Raw genomic sequence first — 19599 nt, 5'->3', positions numbered from 1 at the left:
CCCGAACTGTCACACCCCGGAAGTAGGGTGTCTGACATGGCCGACCCCTCCAGCTACCGCCCCAAGCCGGGACAGATTCCCGACTCCCCAGGGGTGTACAGGTTCCGCGACGAGCACCGCCGGGTGATCTACGTCGGAAAGGCGAAAAGCCTGCGCCAGCGCCTGGCGAACTATTTCCAGGACCTGGCGAACCTGCACCCGCGCACCCGCACGATGGTCACCACGGCCGCGTCCGTGGAGTGGACCGTCGTGTCCACGGAGGTCGAGGCACTACAGCTGGAGTACTCCTGGATCAAGGAGTACGACCCCCGGTTCAACGTCAAGTACCGCGACGACAAGAGCTATCCGTACCTCGCGGTGACGATGAACGAGGAGTTCCCGCGCGTCCAGGTGATGCGTGGCCAGAAGAAGAAGGGCGTGCGCTACTTCGGCCCCTACGGGCACGCGTGGGCGATCCGCGACACCGTGGACCTGCTGTTGCGTGTCTTCCCCGTCCGTACCTGCTCCGCGGGCGTGTTCAAGAACGCGACGCGCACCGGCCGCCCCTGCCTTCTCGGCTACATCGGCAAGTGCTCGGCCCCGTGCGTGGAGCGCGTCACGCCCGACGAGCACCGCGAACTGGCCGAGGAATTCTGCGACTTCATGGCCGGGCGGACGGGGACGTACCTCCGCCGCCTGGAGAAGGACATGCAGGCCGCGGCCGAGGAGATGGAGTACGAGCGGGCCGCGCGCCTGCGCGACGACATCGAGGCCCTGAAGAAGGCCATGGAGAAGAGCGCGGTCGTCCTCGCCGACGCCACCGACGCCGACCTCATCGCCCTCGCGGAGGACGAGCTGGAAGCGGCCGTGCAGATCTTCCACGTACGCGGCGGACGCGTGCGGGGTCAGCGCGGCTGGGTCACCGACAAGGTCGAGGCCGTCACCAGCGGCGACCTCGTCGAGCACGCGCTCCAGCAGCTCTACGGCGAGGAGAGCGGGGACGCCGTCCCCAAGGAGGTCCTCGTCCCGGCGCTGCCCGACCCGGTGGAGCCCATCCAGGCATGGCTCACCGAGCGCCGCGGTTCGAACGTCTCGTTGCGCATCCCGCAGCGCGGCGACAAGAAGGCACTCATGGAGACGGTGCACCGCAACGCGCAGCAGGCGCTCGCCCTGCACAAGACGAAGCGCGCCTCCGACCTGACCACCCGCTCCCGCGCCCTGGAGGAGATCGCCGAGGCCCTCGACCTGGGCAGCGCGCCGCTGCGCATCGAGTGCTACGACATCTCGCACCTCCAGGGCGACGACGTCGTGGCCTCCATGGTGGTCTTCGAGGACGGCCTCGCCCGCAAGAGCGAATACCGCCGCTTCCAGATCAAGGGCTTCGAGGGCCAGGACGACGTCCGCTCCATGCACGAAGTGATCACGCGTCGTTTCAAGCGCTACCTCGCCGCCCAGGAGAAGTCTGCCGACTGGTCCGACGCCGAGATGGACGACGAGACCGAGCAGGAGTCCCGGCTCACCGAGGACGACGGCCGCCCCAAGAAGTTCGCCTACCCGCCGCAGCTCGTCGTGGTCGACGGAGGCCAGCCGCAGGTCGCGGCCGCCAAGCGGGCCCTGGACGAGCTGGGCATCGACGACGTCGCGGTGTGCGGCCTCGCCAAGCGCCTCGAAGAGGTGTGGGTGCCCGATGAGGACGACCCGGTGGTGCTGCCGCGCACCAGCGAAGGGCTCTACCTGCTGCAGCGGGTCCGCGACGAGGCCCACCGTTTCGCGATCACCTACCAGCGCACCAAGCGGGCCAAGCGCTTCAAGGCAGGTCCTCTGGACGACGTACCGGGCCTGGGCGACGCGCGCAAGCAGGCGCTCATCAAGCACTTCGGCTCGGTGAAGCGGCTACGGTCCGCCACAATCGACCAGATCTGTGAGGTTCCCGGCATAGGCCGCAAGACCGCCGAGACCATCCTGGTGGCCTTCGCGCAGGCGGCACCGGCGGCGCCCGCCGTGAACACGGCCACCGGAGAGATCATGGAAGACGAAGAGCACACCAGCGAAGAGCACGCGCACGAAGAGCAGACCTACGTACATCAGACGCACGTACATCAGACGCACGTAGAGCAGACCGACGAAGAGAACAGCACGGGCCAAGCGACGGACGCGCGGCCCACCGGGGAGCCCGTGGGCACCTCGGAGGAACGACGGGGGCAGGAGCCATGACCGAGCAGGACCACGAGAGCAGCGACACCAGCGACACCGGCGACACCAGCGGTACGGCGAACAGCCCCGCACCACCGGAGCAGTCGTCCGGGCAGCAATCCGACCATGGAGCACCAGTGAGTACCGGCCCAGGCACCCCCGTCGACACCGCAGGTGTCCCCGACTCCGCCATCCCCGAGCTGGTGATCATCTCCGGCATGTCCGGCGCCGGCCGCTCCACGGCGGCCAAGTGCCTGGAGGACCTCGGCTGGTTCGTCGTCGACAACCTGCCGCCCGCGCTGATCCCCACCATGGTGGAGCTCGGCGCCCGCTCGCAGGGCAACGTGGCGCGGATCGCGGTCGTCGTCGACGTCCGTGGCCGCCGCTTCTTCGACAACCTCCGCGAATCCCTCGCCGACCTGGAGAACAAGCACGTCACGCGACGCATCGTCTTCCTGGAGTCCTCCGACGAGGCCCTGGTGCGCCGCTTCGAGTCGGTGCGCCGCCCGCACCCCCTGCAGGGCGACGGCCGCATCGTCGACGGCATCGACGCCGAGCGCGAGCTCCTGCGGGAGCTGCGCGGCGACGCGGACCTCGTCATCGACACCTCCAGCCTCAACGTGCACGAGCTGCGCGCCAAGATGGACGCCCAGTTCGCCGGCGAGGAGGAGCCCGAGCTGCGGGCCACCGTCATGTCGTTCGGCTTCAAGTACGGCCTGCCCGTCGACGCCGACCTCGTCGTGGACATGCGCTTCCTGCCGAACCCGCACTGGGTTCCCGAGCTGCGCCCCTTCACGGGCCTGAACGAGGAGGTGTCGAACTACGTCTTCTCGCAGCCCGGCGCCAAGGAGTTCCTCGACCGCTACACCGAACTGCTCCAGCTCATCGCGGCCGGCTACCGCCGCGAGGGCAAGCGGTACGTGACCATCGCCGTCGGCTGCACCGGTGGCAAGCACCGCTCCGTCGCCACCTCGGAGAAGCTCGCCGCCCGCCTCGCCTCGCAGGGCGTGGAGACCGTGGTCGTCCACCGGGACATGGGACGGGAATGACGGGACGTACGCTGCGGCTCACCAGCAGGATCCGCCGCAGGAGCTCACCGGCGAAGCCCGGCAAGGGCACGCCCAAGGTCGTCGCCCTCGGCGGCGGCATGGGCCTGTCGGCCTCGCTCGCGGCGCTGCGCCGCATCACGGGTGATCTGACGGCCGTGGTCACGGTCGCCGACGACGGCGGCTCCAGCGGCCGCCTCCGTGACGAGCTGGGCGTGCTGCCGCCCGGCGACCTGCGCAAGGCCCTCGCGGCCCTGTGCGGCGACGACGACTGGGGCCAGACCTGGGCCCGCGTCATCCAGCACCGCTTCCAATCGCCGGGCGAGATGAACGGTCACGCGGTCGGCAATCTGCTGATCGTCGCTCTGTGGGAGCAGCTCGGCGACCACGTGCAGGCCCTCGACCTGGTCGGCAAGCTGCTCGGCGCGCACGGGCGCGTGCTGCCCATGTCCGCGGTGCCGCTCGAACTGCTGGCCGAGGTCAGGGGCCACGATCCGGCCCGCCCGGACGCCATGGGCACGGTCCGCGGCCAGGCCAACGTCGCCCTCACCCCGGGCGAGGTGCAGTCCGTGCACGTGGTGCCGCACGACCCGCCGGCCGTCCCCGAGGCGGTCGCCGCGGTGCTCGACGCGGACTGGGTGGTGCTCGGTCCGGGCTCCTGGTTCTCCTCCGTGATCCCGCACCTCCTGGTGCCGGAGTTGCTCGACGCGCTCATCGAGACGAAGGCCCGCAAGGTCCTCTCGCTCAACCTGGCTCCGCAACCGGGAGAAACCGATGGCTTCTCCCCGCAGCGTCATTTGGAGGTTTTGGGACGACACGCCCCTAAACTCGCCCTGGACGTGGTGCTGGCCGACGAGGCCGCCGTGCCCGACCGCGAAGAACTCATCGACGCCGCCAAGGAGCGCTTCGGTGCCGCGGTCGAGCTGGCGCCGGTGGCCAGGCCCGACGGGACTCCAAGGCATGATCCGGAGCTGTTGGCCGCCGCGTACGACCGTATTTTTCGGATGCATGGAAGGATCGGCCCATGGCGATGACGGCAGCGGTGAAGGACGAGATCTCCCGGCTCCCCGTCACCCGGACCTGCTGCAGGAAGGCCGAGGTCTCGGCGATCCTGCGGTTCGCGGGCGGCCTTCACCTGGTGAGCGGCCGCATCGTGATCGAGGCGGAGCTGGACACCGCGATGGCCGCCCGGCGGCTCAAGCGGGACATTCTCGAAATCTTCGGGCACAGCTCGGAGCTGATCGTGATGGCGCCCGGCGGGCTGCGCCGCGGCTCGCGTTTTGTGGTGCGTGTCGTCGCGGGCGGCGACCAGCTGGCGCGCCAGACGGGTCTCGTGGACGGCCGCGGCCGCCCGATCCGCGGTCTGCCCCCGCAGGTGGTCTCGGGGGCCACCTGCGACGCGGAGGCCGCCTGGCGGGGCGCTTTCCTGGCCCACGGTTCGCTCACCGAGCCGGGGCGCTCCAGCTCCCTGGAGGTGACCTGCCCCGGCCCGGAGGCCGCGCTCGCCCTGGTCGGCGCCGCCCGCCGCCTCTCGATCGCCGCCAAGGCCCGCGAGGTGCGGGGCGTGGACCGTGTGGTGGTCCGCGACGGTGACGCGATCGGTGCCCTGCTCACCCGAATGGGTGCGCACGAGTCAGTGCTCGCCTGGGAGGAGCGGCGGATGCGCCGCGAGGTCCGCGCCACCGCGAACCGCCTGGCGAACTTCGACGACGCGAACCTGCGCCGTTCGGCCCGCGCCGCGGTCGCCGCCGGTGCCCGCGTCCAGCGCGCCCTGGAGATCCTCGCCGACGAGGTGCCCGAGCACCTCGCGGCCGCCGGCCGGCTGCGCATGGAGCACAAGCAGGCCTCCCTGGAGGAGCTGGGCGCGCTCGCCGACCCGCCGCTGACGAAGGACGCCGTGGCGGGCCGCATCCGCCGCCTGCTCGCGATGGCCGACAAGCGGGCCCAGGACCTCGGTATCCCGGGCACGGAGTCGAACCTGACGGAGGAGCTCGCCGACGAGATGGCGGACAACCTCGCGGGCTGACCTGCGACGTACTCCCAAGTGGCCGGTGGCGGCGCCCTGTTGCGGGCGCCGCCACCGGCCTTTGTCGTACCGGCTGCCGCACGGACTGCCGCACGGACTGTTGCACGGACTGCTGTACCGACTGCCACGCCGGCTGCCGTGCCGACCGCCATACCGGTTGTCACCCCTGCGCGGGAGTGGGACCCGAAGCGCTCGAAAAGGTCCCCGAAGAAGTTCACCTTCCTGTACGCGTTCCTGTGCCCGTTCCCGTTCCTGCGTCCGTTCCCGCGCCTGTTCCTGTACGCGCGCGTGGACGACCAGCATGTTTCCGCGATCGCCGGTAAGTCCGCACATGACAAGCGGTTGAACTTCCGCATCAATGGCCCCACGGTCACCAGCACACCCAATTGTGCGGGGGTGGCGACAAGTGAGCTGCGCGGAAATTTGGATATCGGAACCAGGCGCACCAGCCGGCGTGCCGTTCGGTCACCCCCTCGGGAGGCCCTGGCCCGGACCGCCCGGACCGCCCAGACCGCGCGGGGCCTGAGGCGGCGGCGCGAGCAGGGCCGATCGAAATGCGCTCATCAGAAAGCCCCTGCGCTCAATTAGCGAGTGATCGACCGTCGATCGGTCTTGAAATACCGGCGAAATAACCGGTACCTCAAACGTTACTGGCCAGTAAGGGCTGCTCTTCCCTCCACGCGGCCTCTCGATGTCACCCAAAGCTCTTATGGGAGGTAGGGTCGGAGGCGGTCGGGGACATCCCAATACATCTCGCCGGCGTCGAAACCCGGCGTACCAACGAGGAGATCGGTTCGTGACGATCCGCGTAGGCATCAACGGCTTTGGCCGCATCGGTCGTAACTACTTCCGCGCGCTGCTGGAGCAGGGTGCGGACATCGAGATCGTGGCTGTCAACGACCTGGGTGACACCGCGACCACCGCACACCTCCTGAAGTACGACACCATCCTGGGCCGCCTCAAGGCCGAGGTGTCGCACACCGAGGACACCATCACGGTCGACGGTCACACCATCAAGGTGCTGTCGGAGCGCAACCCGGCCGACATCCCGTGGGGTCAGCTGGGCGTCGACATCGTCATCGAGTCGACCGGCATCTTCACCAAGAAGGCCGACGCCGAGAAGCACATCGCCGGTGGCGCGAAGAAGGTCCTCATCTCGGCTCCGGCCAAGGACGAGGACATCACCATCGTGATGGGCGTCAACCAGGACAAGTACGACGCGGCCAACCACCACGTCATCTCGAACGCGTCCTGCACCACCAACTGTGTGGCGCCGATGGCCAAGGTTCTCGACGAGAACTTCGGCATCGTCAAGGGCCTGATGACGACGGTCCACGCGTACACCAACGACCAGCGCATCCTGGACTTCCCGCACTCGGACCTGCGTCGCGCCCGCGCCGCCGCCGAGAACATCATCCCGACCACCACCGGTGCCGCCAAGGCCACCGCCCTGGTGCTCCCGCAGCTGAAGGGCAAGCTGGACGGCATCGCCATGCGCGTCCCGGTTCCCACCGGCTCGGCCACCGACCTGGTCGTGGAGCTGCAGCGCGAGGTCACCAAGGACGAGGTCAACGCCGCGTTCAAGAAGGCCGCCGACGACGGCGACCTCAAGGGCATCCTGTTCTACACCGAGGACCCGATCGTGTCCTCGGACATCGTCAGCGACCCGGCCTCCTGCACCTTCGACTCCTCCCTGACCATGGTCCAGGAGGGCAAGACGGTGAAGATCCTCGGCTGGTACGACAACGAGTGGGGCTACTCCAACCGTCTCGTCGACCTCACGGTCTTCGTCGGCGGCCAGCTCTGAGCCTCTAAGGTTCTAGAGCAGCAAGGCACTCAGATGTGAGCGAAGGGTCCGGACCCGCGCGACGCCGCGCGACAGTCCGGGCCCTTCGCACGTCAGCCTTCTCAGCCCTCCAGCCTCGTACGACCAGTCCTCTCAAGGAGCCGACTCATGAAGACCATTGAGGAACTTCTCGCCGAAGGGGTCGACGGCAAGCGGGTGTTCGTCCGCGCCGACCTCAACGTGCCGCTGGCCGACGGCCTGATCACCGACGACGGCCGCATTCGCGCCGTCCTGCCGACCGTCAAGGCCCTCGCCGACGCGGGCGCCAAGGTGATCGTCGCCTCCCACCTGGGCCGCCCCAAGGGTGCCCCGGACCTTCAGTTCTCCCTGCTGCCCGCCGCCGAGCGCCTCGCCGAACTCCTCGGCAAGCCGGTCGCCTTCGCGCAGGACACCGTCGGCCCCGCCGCGCACGACGCCGTGAACGGCCTGGAGCCGGGTCAGGTCGCCGTCATCGAGAACCTGCGCTTCAACGCCGGCGAGACGAGCAAGGACGACACCGAGCGCGGCGAGTTCGCCGACCGGCTCGCGGCCCTCGCGGACGTCTACGTGGGTGACGGCTTCGGCGCGGTGCACCGCAAGCACGCCTCCGTGTACGACCTGCCGAAGCGCCTGCCGCACTACGCCGGTTTCCTCATCGCCACCGAGGTCGGCGTCCTGAAGAAGCTCACCGACGAGGTCCAGCGCCCCTACGTGGTCGCGCTCGGCGGCGCCAAGGTCTCCGACAAGCTGGCCGTCATCGACCAGCTGCTCGGCAAGGCCGACCGTCTCCTCATCGGCGGCGGCATGGCGTACACGTTCCTCAAGGCCAAGGGCTACGAGGTCGGTATCTCCCTCCTTCAGGAGGACCAGCTCCCGGCCGTCACCGAGTACATGGAGCGCGCCGAGAAGAACGGCGTGGAGATCGTGCTCCCCGTGGACGTCCTGGTCTCGTCCGAGTTCCCCGACCTCAAGGGCAAGACCCCGGCCAACCCCTCCACCGTCGCCGCGGACGCGATCCCGGCCGACCAGGAGGGGCTGGACATCGGTCCCGAGACCCGCAAGCTGTACGCCTCGAAGCTCGCCGACGCGCAGACCGTCTTCTGGAACGGTCCGATGGGCGTCTTCGAGCACCCCGACTACGCCGAGGGCACCAAGGCGGTCGCCCAGGCCCTCATCGACGCGCCGGGCTTCACCGTGGTGGGCGGCGGCGACTCCGCCGCCGCCGTCCGTACCCTGGGCTTCGACGAGAAGGCATTCGGCCACATCTCGACCGGCGGCGGCGCCTCCCTCGAGTACCTCGAGGGCAAGACGCTGCCCGGTCTCGCCGCACTGGAGGACTGACCTTAATGAGCACCCGCACGCCGATCATGGCGGGCAACTGGAAGATGAACCTCAACCACCTCGAGGCCATCGCGCACGTCCAGAAGCTTGCCTTCGCCCTGGCGGACAAGGACTACGAGTCCGTCGAGGTCGCCGTTCTCGCCCCCTTCACCGACCTGCGCTCCGTGCAGACGCTGGTCGACGGCGACAAGCTCAAGATCAAGTACGGCGCCCAGGACATCTCGGCGCAGGACTCCGGTGCCTACACCGGCGAGATCTCGGGCCCGATGCTGGCCAAGCTCAAGTGCACGTACGTCGCGATCGGTCACTCCGAGCGCCGGCAGTACCACAACGAGACCGACGAGGTCGTCAACGCCAAGGTGAAGGCCGCCTACAAGCACGGCCTGACCCCGATCATGTGCGTCGGCGAGGAGCTGGACGTCCGCGAGGCGGGCAACCACGTCTCCCACACCCTGGAGCAGGTCGAGGGCGGCCTCAAGGACCTCCCGGCCGAGCAGGCCGAGACCATCGTCATCGCCTACGAGCCCGTGTGGGCCATCGGCACCGGCAAGGTGTGCGGCTCCGACGACGCGCAGGAGGTCTGCAAGGCCATCCGCGGCAAGCTCGCCGAGCTGTACTCGCAGGACGTCGCCGACAAGATCCGCATCCAGTACGGCGGCTCCGTGAAGTCCGGCAACGTCAAGGAGATCATGAGCCAGGCCGACATCGACGGCGCCCTGGTCGGCGGTGCCTCGCTGGACACGGACGAGTTCGTCAAGATCGTTCGATTCAACGAGCAGTAAGCCGAGCAGCGAGTAGGCGCTAGCGGCGATACGTCGTACTCTTGCGGGGGCTGAGCAGGTCGCTGCTCGGCCCCCGTCGTCCAAATAAGTCCGAGGAAGTTGGTCCAGCCGTGGTTATGGGGTTCTCGATCGCCCTGATCGTCTTCAGCCTGCTGCTGATGCTCCTGGTGCTCATGCACAAGGGAAAGGGTGGCGGCCTCTCCGACATGTTCGGTGGCGGCATGCAGTCCTCCGTCGGTGGCTCCTCGGTCGCCGAGCGGAACCTGGACCGGATCACCATCGTGATCGGTCTGCTGTGGTTCGCCTGCATTGTCGTGCTCGGCATTCTCATGAAGATCAACAACTGACCTTCCTGAGGCTGGCCCGTTACAACTGCACATAGGTCACGTATTTTCACGTAAGGCCCCATGTAAGGTACGCGCTCAACTGCGCGGCCTATCATGGGGCTTGCGTCTTGGTGGAGGGATGTAACTCCAATCACTGGACGCGCGTTGGGCCTTACGTAGACTGAGGCGCTCCGCGGCGAAGCGAGACGCCGACACGCTTCGCGGCACCATCACGCAGGGAGTTACGACCGTGGCAAGTGGCAACGCGATCCGAGGAAGTCGGGTCGGGGCGGGGCCGATGGGCGAGGCCGAGCGTGGCGAGTCCGCGCCCCGCCTGCGCATCTCCTTCTGGTGCTCGAACGGGCACGAGACGCAGCCGAGCTTCGCCTCCGACGCGCAGGTGCCGGAGACCTGGGACTGTCCGCGCTGCGGATTCCCGGCCGGGCAGGACCGGGACAATCCGCCGGACCCGCCGCGCACCGAGCCGTACAAGACGCACCTCGCGTACGTACGGGAGCGGCGCAGTGACGCGGACGGTGAGGCCATCCTCGCCGAAGCGCTCGCGAAGTTGCGGGGCGAGATCTGACGTCAGTTCAACTGACGGAGCGGGCCGAGCACTTGGACGGTGTCCGGCCCGTTCGGCTGTCCGAATCCGGTCCGGCTGGTCCGTAGTGGGCCGTCGCGGACCGTCGCGGAGCGGAACCGCGTCCCAGCCCTCTGTCCCGGAATTCCCCTGTTCACCTGCCTTTCACCGGCTCGCGGCAGCGATCCAAAAGGCTCGATTCCTCCTGATCTACTAGGTTGGGTGGGAGCAGTGGGACCCGGCACGTACCCCGGTACGAGAGAAGGCTGAAGTTCGAGATGAACGCGTCCGACAAGCAGGTGGCACTTACCCAGACGCCCGAGTGGCAGGCGCTGGCCAAGCACCGGGAGCAGCTGGGGGACGTACAGCTGCGCGACCTGTTCGCCACTGATCCGGGGCGCGGCTCCGGCTGGACCCTCCAGGTCGGCGATCTGCACATCGACTACTCCAAGCACCTGGTCACGGACGAGACGCTGCGGCTGCTGCGCGAGCTGGCCTCCGCGACCGACGTCTTCGGGCTGCGCGACGCCATGTTCCGCGGCGACAAGATCAACACGACCGAGGACCGCGCCGTGCTGCACACCGCGCTGCGCGCCCCGCGCGACGCCGTGGTGGAGGTCGACGGCGAGAACGTCGTGCCGGGCGTGCACGCGGTGCTCGACAAGATGAGCGCGTTCGCGGACAGGGTGCGCGGCGGCGAGTGGACCGGCCACACCGGCAAGCGCATCAAGAACATCGTCAACATCGGTATCGGCGGCTCCGACCTCGGCCCCGCCATGGCCTACGAGGTGCTGCGCTCCTTCACCGACCGGGACCTCACCGTCCGCTTCGTGTCGAACGTCGACGGCGCCGATCTCCACGAGGCCGTACGCGACCTGGACGCGGCGGAGACGCTGTTCATCATCGCCTCGAAGACGTTCACGACCATCGAGACGATCACCAACGCGACGTCCGCGCGCAACTGGCTGCTCACCGAGCTGAAGGCCGGCCAGGACGCCGTCGCGAAGCACTTCGTGGCGCTGTCGACCAACGCCGAGAAGGTCTCCGAGTTCGGTATCGACACGGCCAACATGTTCGAGTTCTGGGACTGGGTCGGCGGACGTTACTCGTACGACTCCGCGATCGGGCTCTCCCTGATGATCGCCATCGGCCCCGACGCGTTCCGCGAGATGCTCGCCGGGTTCCACCTCGTCGACGAGCACTTCCGCACTGCGCCCGCCGAGTCGAACGTGCCGCTCCTGATGGGCCTGCTGGGCATCTGGTACGGCAATTTCCACGACGCCCAGTCGCACGCCGTGCTCCCGTACAGCCACTACTTGTCGAAGTTCACCGCCTACCTGCAGCAGCTCGACATGGAGTCGAACGGCAAGTACGTGCAGCGCAACGGCGAGGAGGTCGGCTGGCAGACCGGCCCCGTGGTGTGGGGCACCCCGGGGACGAACGGGCAGCACGCCTACTACCAACTCATCCACCAGGGCACGAAGTTGATCCCCGCGGACTTCATCGCCTTCGCCGAGCCGGTCGCCGATCTGCTGCCGGGGCTCGTCCCCCAGCACGATCTCCTGATGGCCAACTTCTTCGCGCAGACCCAGGCGCTGGCCTTCGGCAAGACGCCCGACGAGGTGCGCGCCGAGGGCGTGGCGGAGGACCTGGTGCCGCACAAGACCTTCAAGGGCAACCACCCGACCACGACGATCCTCGCGAAGGAACTCACTCCTTCCGTGCTCGGGCAGCTCGTCGCCCTCTACGAACACAAGGTGTTCGTGCAGGGCGCCGTCTGGAACATCGACTCCTTCGACCAGTGGGGCGTCGAGCTCGGCAAGGTTCTCGCCAAGCGTGTCGAGCCCGCCCTGACGGAGGGTGCCGACGTGCCGGGCCTCGACGAGTCGACCAAGGCGCTCGTGGCCAAGTACCGGGAGCTCCGCGGCCGTTAATCGGATGCACGAGGGCCTTTCGGCGGGCGAGACTGCGGGTTCCGTATGTCACCCTGCCGGGAGGCCCCTCGTGGACCAGCTCCTGTCGGCGCTCGCCGACCCCGAACGACTCAGGCTGTACGCGCGCATCGTCCTCGACGACCTGCCACCGCGCGAGGCCGACTCACCCGCCGCCCGCAAGCATCTGGGCCGGCTGATCTCGGCAGGGCTCGTCGAGCGCCAGGGGGACGGATCGCTGCGCGCCGGGGCCGAGGTGTTCCACCGGGCGCGCACTCCCGAGCCCGCCGCCGCGGGGGTGCCGCGCCACCTCACCGGGTTCTTCGCCCGCGGCCGCCTGACGGCCATCCCCGTGCGGCCCGCGGTCCGCCACGACCTTCTCGTCCATCTCACGGACACCCTCTTCGACACGGACCGCACGTACAGCGAGCGCGAGGTCAACGAAGCGCTGCGCACCGTCCACGACGACACCGCGGCCCTGCGCCGCTACTGCGTCATCGACGGCCTGCTCCTGCGGGAGAAGGACGGCACCGAGTACCAGGTGGCGGCCCGGTAGCCCGCCCGGGGGGACGGTCGGCGGGGTTTCCCGGGGCGGTTCCGGCGCATATCTTTTACGGGTAAAACACATGCTAAGCTTTTTTGTATGAGTCATGCCGTGTCCGCCACCCCGCAACCCCCCGTCCGCAGGCTCCCGCTGTCCGGCGTGCTCCGCGTCAACCGGCCCTCCGACATCTGGTTCAAGCCCGCGACCAGCGTCGCCGTGGCCGCCGCCCTCGTCCTGGTGCCGCTCCTGATAGCCGGGCGCACGGACCTGGCGATGTACGCGATGTCCGGCGCCTTCTGCGCGCTCTACGGGCATCAGTTGCCCTACAAGGCGCGCGTGCGGGCGAGTGTGTGGTGCGTGATCGGCATGACCGCGGGCATGGCCGTCGCGCTGGTCTGTGCCTCGCTCATCGACAGCGTCCCGGCGCTGATCGCGATCGCCGCCGTGCTGGCCGGCGTGCAGAAGGCGGTCTGTGACGCCACCCGGATCGGCCCGCCCGGCCATGTGATCCTCGTCTTCGTCGTGGCGGGCAGCCTGTTCGCCCCGCAGGCGCTGCACGAGGTCCCCTTCCACGTCACACTGACCTTCGTCGGGGGCGTCGTGGGCGCGTTCGTCGCCCTGGCCCCGGCCCTGGTCCGGCGCGAGGGCCCCGAGCGGCGCACCACGGCACGGGCCCTGGAGGCCGCCGCCGGATACCTCGCCACCGAGGACGGCCCCAAGCGCCGCCGCGCCCGGCACGCCGCTGCCGCCGCCGTCCAGGGCGCCTGGCAGGCTCTGCTCGCCGCCGGTGAGCGCACCGAGACCCGGCGCACCCTGGAACACCTCGTGCTGCACGCCGAGGCCGCCCTCGTCGGCACGCCCCGCGCCGGTGACCTCGACCAGCTGCGCACCTGGGCCCACCAGGTCCGCGGCCGCGGCGCACTGCCCGAGGTGGCGCTCCCGGACGGCGCCGGCGACGAGCTTCTCGGCATCGAGACTGAGCGCGAGGGCCTGCGCAAGCAGGGGCGCGAGCGGCTCGTACGGATGCTGCTGAAGCCGGGATCGCCGGTGTTGCCCATCGCCGTGCGCTGCGCCGTCGGCTGCGCGGCCGCCGGATACGTCGGACTCGCCCTCGGCGTCGGCCACCCGTACTGGGCGATCGTCTCGGCCTCCGCGATCTACCAGGCCAATGTCACCCTCACCTGGCACCGTGTGCTGCAGCGCCTGCTCGGCAACGTCCTGGGCGTCGTGGTCTTCGCCGCGCTCGTCCCGCTGGCCAGGACCAGCGTCGTCGTCCTGGCGGTGCTGTGCATCGTCCTCAGCTTCTGCAACGAGATGCTGATCAGCCGCAACTACTGGCTCGGCTCCGTCTCGGTCACCCCGATGGCGCTGCTGATCACCGAGTTCGCGCATGTCCGGCCGGTCACGGAGCTCGTCACCGACCGTGTCCTGGACACCCTCGCCGGTGTCGTGGTCGGCATGGCCGTCGCCATCCTCATCACCAACCGGCGCACCGGCGGCCGCATGGAGCAGGCGCTGGCCGCCACCGAGCGGGCCACCTCCGGCGCCGACCGGGTGCTGGCGGCCCCCACCGGCTCCGCCACCGAGCTGGCCGTCGCCCGCCGCGGTCTCACCACCAGCCTCGTGGAGCTCCGGGACGCCGCCGACACCGCCGCCGGCGAGTGGTGGCAGCGTGCCCTCCCCGAGGAGCGGCTGCTGCGTACCGAGCAGCGGGCGCACCGGACGCTCGCCGCGACCGTACGCCGGCAGGGCCTGGTCAGGGACGCGGACGAGGGCACGGACCCGGGTACGGACGGGCTGCTCGTAGCCGCCGCGGACCGGGTGGCGCGGTGACCCGCACGACGGGTGGGTGACGGCGCGGCGGACGACATCGTGGCCCTGGTGGTCCGGCAGTGGCAGAGCGTCCATCCGGGCCTGGGCACCGGCCCCATGGAGCTCATCGGCCGCATCAACCGCTGCGCCGCTCTCCTCCAGCAGGCCGAGAGCACGGCGCTGCGCGACGCCGGGCCGTCCCGTGCCGAGTTCGACCTCCTGGGCGCGCCGCGCCGCACCGCCGTCGAGCTCACCCCTGGCGAGCCGGCCCGGGAGACCTTCTCCTTCGGCGCCACGGCCACCAAGCGGCTGCGTGGGCCCACCGGCCGCGGACTGGTCGAACGGCGCACCGACGACCGCGACCGCAGAGTGGCGCCCGTGCGGCTGACCGACGCGGGCCGCGCTGTCGTCGACGCCGTGCTCACCGCCCGGCCGGCCTTCGAGCTCGACGCCGTACTCCCCGCCCGGCCGGCCTTCGAGCGCACCGTGCTCGCCGGGCTCGACCCGGACCGGCTCGGTGGGCTCGCGACGCGACTGGGGGAGCTGCTGGTCGGGCTGGAGGGCAGGGGAGCGGCACGCGGCTTCTGAGCCACATTCGTTTCAAACATGCGCGAGGGCCCCGTACCGGATCGGTACGGGGCCCTCGCATGCGATCGGTGTCAGGCCACCGACGGCGGATACAGCTCCGACGGCAGCTGCGACGCCGCGGCCGCGTCGAGCAGCCACAGGGTGCGCGAGCGGCCGTAGGCGCCCGCGGCCGGGGCCTGGATCTCACCGGTGCCCGACAGGGCGATCGCGGCCGCCTTGGCCTTGTCCTCGCCCGCCGCGAGCAGCCACACCTCGCGCGCGGCCCGGATCGCCGGGAGCGTGAGCGAGACGCGGGTGGGCGGGGGCTTGGGGGCGCCGTGCACGCCGACGACCGTGCGCTCCGTCTCGCGGACCGCCGGAAGCTCCGGGAAGAGCGACGCGACGTGCGTGTCCGGGCCGACGCCGAGCATCAGGATGTCGAACGTCGGGACGTCGCCATGGTCCTCCGGGCCCGCCGCGGCGGCGAGCTCGGCCGCGTACGCCTCGGCGGCCGCGTCCGCGTCGTTGCCGTGCGGCCCGTCCGACGCGGGCATGGCGTGCACGCGCGCGGGGTCGAGCGGAACGGCGTCCAGCAACGCCTCCTTGGCCTGCGTGTAGTTACGCTCGGGGTCGCCCTCGGGCAGGAACCGCTCGTCGCCCCACCACAGGTCGAGGCGGCCCCAGTCGATCGCGTCCCGCGCGGGGGACGCGTTCAGCGCGGCCAGCAGGCCGTTGCCGTTGCGGCCGCCCGTCAGGACGACGGAGGCCGAGCCGCGGGCGGCCTGGGCGTCGACGATCTTGGTGATCAGCCGGGCCGCGGCCGCCTGCGCCATCAGCTCCTTGTCGCGATGGACGACCAGTTGGGGTGCTGCACTCACTTAGTTGCCGCTTTCTTGGCCGGTGCCTTCTTGGCAGGGGCCTTCTTGGCTGTTGTCTTCTTCACGGCCGCCTTCTTGGCGGGCGCCGGTCGCGACACCGCCTCCGCGGGCGCCGGCTCCGCGGGGACCGTCGTCTGCGCCGCCGGTTCGCCGAGCCGGTCCACACCGAACCGCAGGGCGGCCGCGTACGTGTCGTCCGGGTCCAGGCGCCGCAGCTCCTCCGCGATCAGCTCGGACGTCTCGCGGCGCTTGAGCGCGACCGCGCGGTCCGGCTGCCCCTGGATGGAGAGCGTCGCCAGGGTGCCGTCGGCCCGATCCAGGACGATCGGCCCCTGCGTGGAGTCCAGACGTACGCCGGTCAGGCCGGGGCCCGCCGACAGGGTCCGCTTCACGGGGACGTCGAGCCGGTCCGCGAGCCACATGGCGAGCAGCTCGCAGCTCGGGTTGAACTCCTCGCCCTCGACCTCCACCGACGTGACATCGGTGGTGACCTGGTCCAGGGCCGCCGCGAGCATGGAGCGCCACGGCGTGATCCGGGTCCAGGACAGGTCGGTGTCGCCGGGGGAGTAGGACGCCGCGCGGGCCTCCAGCTCGTGGACCGGCTGCTCGGCCGCGTACGTGTCCGTGACGCGGCGCTGGGCCAGGGAGCCCAGCGGGTCGTTCGCGGGGTCCAGAGGGGCGTCCACGGGCCACCAGACGACCGTCGGGGCGTCGGGCAGCAGGAGCGGCAGGACGACCGACTGGGCGTGGTTCACGACCTCGCCGTAGAGCCGGAGGATCACCGTCTCGCCGGTGCCCGCCTCCGCGCCGACCCGCACCTCGGCGTCGAGCCGGGACTTCGTGCGGTCACGCGGGGAGCGGGAGACCCGCTTGATGACGACCAGCGTGCGCGAAGGGTGCTCGCGCGACGCGTCGTTGGCCGCCTTCAGGGAGTCATAGGCGTTCTCCTCGTCGGTGACGATGACGAGGGTGAGCACCATGCCGACGGCAGGCGTGCCGATGGCCCTGCGCCCTTGGACGAGCGCCTTGTTGATCTTGCTGGAGGTGGTGTCCGTGAGGTCGATCTTCATGGCCGGCGCCAGCTCCGTCCGTCTCGTGCGAGCATTTCGTCCGCCTCGGCGGGCCCCCACGTGCCGGACGGGTACTGCGCGGGCTTGCCGTGCGTGTCCCAGTACTTCTCGATCGGGTCGAGGATGTTCCAGGACAGCTCGACCTCCTCCGTGCGCGGGAAGAGGTTGGAGTCGCCCAGCAGGACGTCCAGGATCAGCCGTTCGTACGCCTCCGGGCTCGACTCGGTGAAGGACTCGCCGTAGGCGAAGTCCATCGAGACGTCCCGGATCTCCATCGAGGTGCCGGGCACCTTGGAGCCGAAGCGGACCGTGATGCCCTCGTCCGGCTGGACGCGGATCACGATGGCGTTCTGGCCGAGCTCCTCCGTCGCCGTGTGGTCGAAGGGGGAGTGCGGCGCCCGCTGGAAGACGACGGCGATCTCGGTGACGCGCCGGCCGAGCCGCTTGCCGGTGCGCAGGTAGAACGGGACGCCCGCCCAGCGGCGGTTGTCCACCTCCAGCTTGATGGCCGCATAGGTGTCGGTCTTCGACTTGGGGTCGATGCCGTCTTCCTGGAGATAGCCGACGGCCTTCTCGCCGCCCTGCCATCCGGCCGCGTACTGGCCGCGCACCGTGTCCTTGCCGAGGTCCTTCGGCAGCCTGATGGCGCCGAGCACCTTGGCCTTCTCCGCGACGAGCGCGTCCGCGTCGAAGGAGGCGGGCTCCTCCATGGCGGTGAGGGCCATGAGCTGCAGCAGGTGATTCTGGATGACGTCACGGGCGGCGCCGATGCCGTCGTAGTAGCCTGCGCGGCCACCGATGCCGATGTCCTCGGCCATCGTGATCTGCACGTGGTCCACGTACGACCGGTTCCAGATCGGCTCGAACATCTGGTTCGCGAAGCGCAGCGCCAGGATGTTCTGGACCGTCTCCTTGCCGAGGTAGTGGTCGATCCGGAACACCTGGTCCGGGTCGAACACCTCGTGCACGATCGCGTTCAGCTCCTTGGCGGAGGCGAGATCGTGGCCGAACGGCTTCTCGATGACGGCGCGCCGCCACGAGCCGTCGGGGGCGTCCGCCAGACCGTGCTTCTTGAGCTGCTGCACGACCTGGGGGAAGAACTTGGGGGGTACGGAGAGGTAGAACGCGAAGTTCCCGCCCGTGCCCTGGGACTTGTCGAGGTCCTGGATCGTGTGCTTCAGGGTCTCGAAGGCGTCGTCGTCGTCGAAGTTGCCCTGGACGAAGCGCATCCCCTGGATGAGCTGCTGCCAGACCTCTTCGCGGAACGGCGTCCGCGCGTGCTGCTTGACCGCGTCGTGCACCTCCTGCGCGAAGTCCTCGTCCTGCCACTCGCGGCGGGCGAACCCGACCAGCGAGAAGCCCGGGGGCAGCAGGCCCCGATTGGCGAGGTCGTACACGGCAGGCATGAGCTTTTTACGTGACAAATCGCCCGTAACGCCGAAGATCACCAAGCCCGACGGCCCCGCGATGCGCGGGAGCCGTCGGTCGGCGGCGTCACGGAGCGGGTTGGCTCCGTGTGCGGTCAAGGTTTCAGCCCTCCGAAGGGGCGAGGCGCTTGAGCTCCGCCTCGGTCGACTTGAGCAGATCGTTCCAGGACGCCTCGAACTTCTCGACGCCCTCGTCCTCGAGCAGCTGCACGACCTCGTCGTAGGAGATCCCCAGCTTCTCGACGGCCTCCAGCTCGGCGCGGGCCTGGTCGTACGTGCCCGCGATCGTGTTGCCGGTGATCTGGCCGTGGTCCGCAGTCGCCTCCAGGGTGGCCTCCGGCATGGTGTTCACCGTGCCGGGGGCGACCAGGTCGTCGACGTACAGCGTGTCCTTGTACGCCTTGTCCTTGACGCCGGTCGAGGCCCACAGCGGACGCTGCTTGTTGGCCTGCGCCTTGTCGAGGGCGGCCCAGCGGTCCGAGGAGAAGACCTCCTCGAACGCCTCGTAGGCGAGCCGGGCGTTGGCGAGAGCGGCCTTGCCGCGCGCCGCCTTGGCCTCGTCCGTGCCCAGGGCGTCGATCCGCTTGTCGATCTCGGTGTCCACACGGGACACGAAGAAGGACGCGACCGAGTGGATCTTGGAGAGGTCCAGGCCTGCGGCCTTCGCCTTCTCCAGACCGGCCAGGTAGGCGTCCATGACCTCGCGGTAGCGCTCAAGGGAGAAGATCAGCGTGACGTTGACGCTGATGCCCTTGCCGATGACCTCGGTGATGGCCGGCAGACCCGCCTTGGTGGCCGGGATCTTGATGAGCGTGTTCGGCCGGTCCACCAGCCACGCGAGCTGCTTGGCCTCGGCGACCGTCGCCTTGGTGTTGTGCGCCAGGCGCGGGTCGACCTCGATCGACACGCGGCCGTCCTGGCCGTCGGTCGCGTCGAAGACCGGGCGCAGGATGTCGGCGGCGTCGCGGACGTCCGCCGTCGTGATCATGCGGATGGCTTCCTCGACGGTCACCTTGCGGGCCGCGAGGTCGGCGAGCTGCTGGTCGTAACCGTCACCCTCCGAGATCGCCTTCTGGAAGATCGACGGGTTGGTGGTGACGCCCACGACGTGCTGCTGGTCGATCAGCTCGGCGAGGTTGCCGGACGTGATCCGCTTGCGCGACAGGTCGTCCAGCCAGATCGCGACGCCTTCTTCGGAGAGGCGCTTCAGTGCGTCTGTCATGGAAAATGCATCTCCTACGTGTCTGGGGGTCCGGGGGTATCCCCCGG

Annotated in this window: 17 protein-coding genes; 13 read left to right on the top strand and 4 right to left on the bottom strand. The window is 69.7% G+C overall.

Annotation, left to right across the window (positions count from 1 at the left end; all coding sequences use genetic code 11):
- The first annotated feature begins 36 nt into the window (after nt 1–36).
- From uvrC to J3486_RS29250, 13 genes are all read left to right on the top strand, one after another.
- Complete coding sequence (uvrC, locus tag J3486_RS29310) at nt 37–2193, top strand: excinuclease ABC subunit UvrC (RefSeq protein ID WP_374194782.1); 2157 nt, start codon at nt 37–39, stop codon at nt 2191–2193.
- Nucleotides 2190–3221 carry an RNase adapter RapZ gene (gene rapZ / locus J3486_RS29305; protein WP_207825631.1) on the top strand — a complete coding sequence of 344 codons (1032 nt, stop codon included), beginning with the start codon at nt 2190–2192 and terminating at the stop codon, nt 3219–3221. Before uvrC ends, rapZ begins: the two co-directional genes overlap by 4 nt.
- Nucleotides 3218–4252 carry a uridine diphosphate-N-acetylglucosamine-binding protein YvcK gene (gene yvcK / locus J3486_RS29300; RefSeq protein ID WP_207825628.1) on the top strand — a complete coding sequence of 345 codons (1035 nt, stop codon included), beginning with the start codon at nt 3218–3220 and terminating at the stop codon, nt 4250–4252. The genes rapZ and yvcK overlap by 4 nt, the downstream gene beginning before the upstream one ends.
- Nucleotides 4243–5244 carry a DNA-binding protein WhiA gene (gene whiA / locus J3486_RS29295; protein ID WP_207825626.1) on the top strand — a complete coding sequence of 334 codons (1002 nt, stop codon included), beginning with the start codon at nt 4243–4245 and terminating at the stop codon, nt 5242–5244. The genes yvcK and whiA overlap by 10 nt, the downstream gene beginning before the upstream one ends.
- 796 nt (nt 5245–6040) lie before the next feature.
- Complete coding sequence (gap, locus tag J3486_RS29290) at nt 6041–7051, top strand: type I glyceraldehyde-3-phosphate dehydrogenase (protein ID WP_018533283.1); 1011 nt, start codon at nt 6041–6043, stop codon at nt 7049–7051.
- 147 nt (nt 7052–7198) lie between these two features.
- Nucleotides 7199–8410, top strand: a complete 1212-nt coding sequence (pgk, locus tag J3486_RS29285) for a phosphoglycerate kinase (RefSeq protein WP_207825624.1) — start codon at nt 7199–7201, stop codon at nt 8408–8410.
- Nucleotides 8411–8415: 5 nt separating this feature from the next.
- Nucleotides 8416–9192 (top strand): triose-phosphate isomerase, encoded by a 777-nt coding sequence (gene tpiA / locus J3486_RS29280; RefSeq protein ID WP_207825621.1) that lies wholly within the window; start codon nt 8416–8418, stop codon nt 9190–9192.
- 116 nt (nt 9193–9308) lie between these two features.
- On the top strand, nt 9309–9539 hold the full coding sequence (secG, locus tag J3486_RS29275; RefSeq protein ID WP_018533286.1) for a preprotein translocase subunit SecG: 231 nt from the start codon (nt 9309–9311) through the stop codon (nt 9537–9539).
- A 229-nt stretch (nt 9540–9768) separates the two neighbouring features.
- Complete coding sequence (locus J3486_RS29270; protein ID WP_003976875.1) at nt 9769–10104, top strand: RNA polymerase-binding protein RbpA; 336 nt, start codon at nt 9769–9771, stop codon at nt 10102–10104.
- Nucleotides 10105–10379: 275 nt separating this feature from the next.
- Nucleotides 10380–12035 carry a glucose-6-phosphate isomerase gene (gene pgi / locus J3486_RS29265; protein ID WP_207825617.1) on the top strand — a complete coding sequence of 552 codons (1656 nt, stop codon included), beginning with the start codon at nt 10380–10382 and terminating at the stop codon, nt 12033–12035.
- Between the two features lie 70 nt (nt 12036–12105).
- Complete coding sequence (locus tag J3486_RS45265; protein ID WP_374194781.1) at nt 12106–12588, top strand: DUF2087 domain-containing protein; 483 nt, start codon at nt 12106–12108, stop codon at nt 12586–12588.
- Between the two features lie 87 nt (nt 12589–12675).
- On the top strand, nt 12676–14409 hold the full coding sequence (locus J3486_RS29255) for an FUSC family protein (protein WP_207825613.1): 1734 nt from the start codon (nt 12676–12678) through the stop codon (nt 14407–14409).
- Between the two features lie 12 nt (nt 14410–14421).
- A complete protein-coding gene (locus J3486_RS29250) occupies nt 14422–14976 on the top strand; it encodes a MarR family transcriptional regulator (protein ID WP_207825612.1) in 555 nt (184 codons plus the stop codon).
- A gap of 71 nt (nt 14977–15047) precedes the next feature.
- Here J3486_RS29250 and pgl read toward each other — a convergent pair whose 3' ends face one another.
- The 4 genes from pgl to tal are packed head-to-tail and all read right to left on the bottom strand — an operon-like array spanning nt 15048 to nt 19552.
- Nucleotides 15048–15833 carry a 6-phosphogluconolactonase gene (gene pgl / locus J3486_RS29245; protein WP_207825610.1) on the bottom strand — a complete coding sequence of 262 codons (786 nt, stop codon included), beginning with the start codon at nt 15831–15833 and terminating at the stop codon, nt 15048–15050.
- Nucleotides 15830–16903 carry a glucose-6-phosphate dehydrogenase assembly protein OpcA gene (opcA, locus tag J3486_RS29240; RefSeq protein ID WP_207825608.1) on the bottom strand — a complete coding sequence of 358 codons (1074 nt, stop codon included), beginning with the start codon at nt 16901–16903 and terminating at the stop codon, nt 15830–15832. Before opcA ends, pgl begins: the two co-directional genes overlap by 4 nt.
- A complete protein-coding gene (zwf, locus tag J3486_RS29235) occupies nt 16900–18429 on the bottom strand; it encodes a glucose-6-phosphate dehydrogenase (RefSeq protein WP_207825606.1) in 1530 nt (509 codons plus the stop codon). Before zwf ends, opcA begins: the two co-directional genes overlap by 4 nt.
- Before the next feature lie 4 nt (nt 18430–18433).
- Entirely contained in the window at nt 18434–19552 is a 1119-nt protein-coding gene (gene tal, locus J3486_RS29230; RefSeq protein ID WP_207825603.1) for a transaldolase, read from the bottom strand.
- Nucleotides 19553–19599: the final 47 nt, after the last annotated feature.

It is taken from the genome of Streptomyces sp. VRA16 Mangrove soil (assembly GCF_017377775.1).
Lineage (GTDB): Bacteria > Actinomycetota > Actinomycetes > Streptomycetales > Streptomycetaceae > Streptomyces.
Note: the sequence above shows the minus strand (reverse complement) of the source record. Positions and strands in the feature narration are given on the sequence as shown.

Excerpts from the sequence above, each read along its gene's own strand:
- opcA (WP_207825608.1), bottom strand. The coding sequence starts at position 16,903 with ATGAAGATCGACCTCACGGACACCACCTCCAGCAAGATCAACAAGGCG.
- secG (WP_018533286.1), top strand. The coding sequence starts at position 9,309 with ATGGGGTTCTCGATCGCCCTGATCGTCTTCAGCCTGCTGCTGATGCTC.
- rapZ (WP_207825631.1), top strand. The coding sequence starts at position 2,190 with ATGACCGAGCAGGACCACGAGAGCAGCGACACCAGCGACACCGGCGAC.
- tpiA (WP_207825621.1), top strand. The coding sequence starts at position 8,416 with ATGAGCACCCGCACGCCGATCATGGCGGGCAACTGGAAGATGAACCTC.
- pgk (WP_207825624.1), top strand. The coding sequence starts at position 7,199 with ATGAAGACCATTGAGGAACTTCTCGCCGAAGGGGTCGACGGCAAGCGG.
- J3486_RS29255 (WP_207825613.1), top strand. The coding sequence starts at position 12,676 with ATGAGTCATGCCGTGTCCGCCACCCCGCAACCCCCCGTCCGCAGGCTC.
- pgi (WP_207825617.1), top strand. The coding sequence starts at position 10,380 with ATGAACGCGTCCGACAAGCAGGTGGCACTTACCCAGACGCCCGAGTGG.
- tal (WP_207825603.1), bottom strand. The coding sequence starts at position 19,552 with ATGACAGACGCACTGAAGCGCCTCTCCGAAGAAGGCGTCGCGATCTGG.
- whiA (WP_207825626.1), top strand. The coding sequence starts at position 4,243 with ATGGCGATGACGGCAGCGGTGAAGGACGAGATCTCCCGGCTCCCCGTC.
- yvcK (WP_207825628.1), top strand. The coding sequence starts at position 3,218 with ATGACGGGACGTACGCTGCGGCTCACCAGCAGGATCCGCCGCAGGAGC.
- uvrC (WP_374194782.1), top strand. The coding sequence starts at position 37 with ATGGCCGACCCCTCCAGCTACCGCCCCAAGCCGGGACAGATTCCCGAC.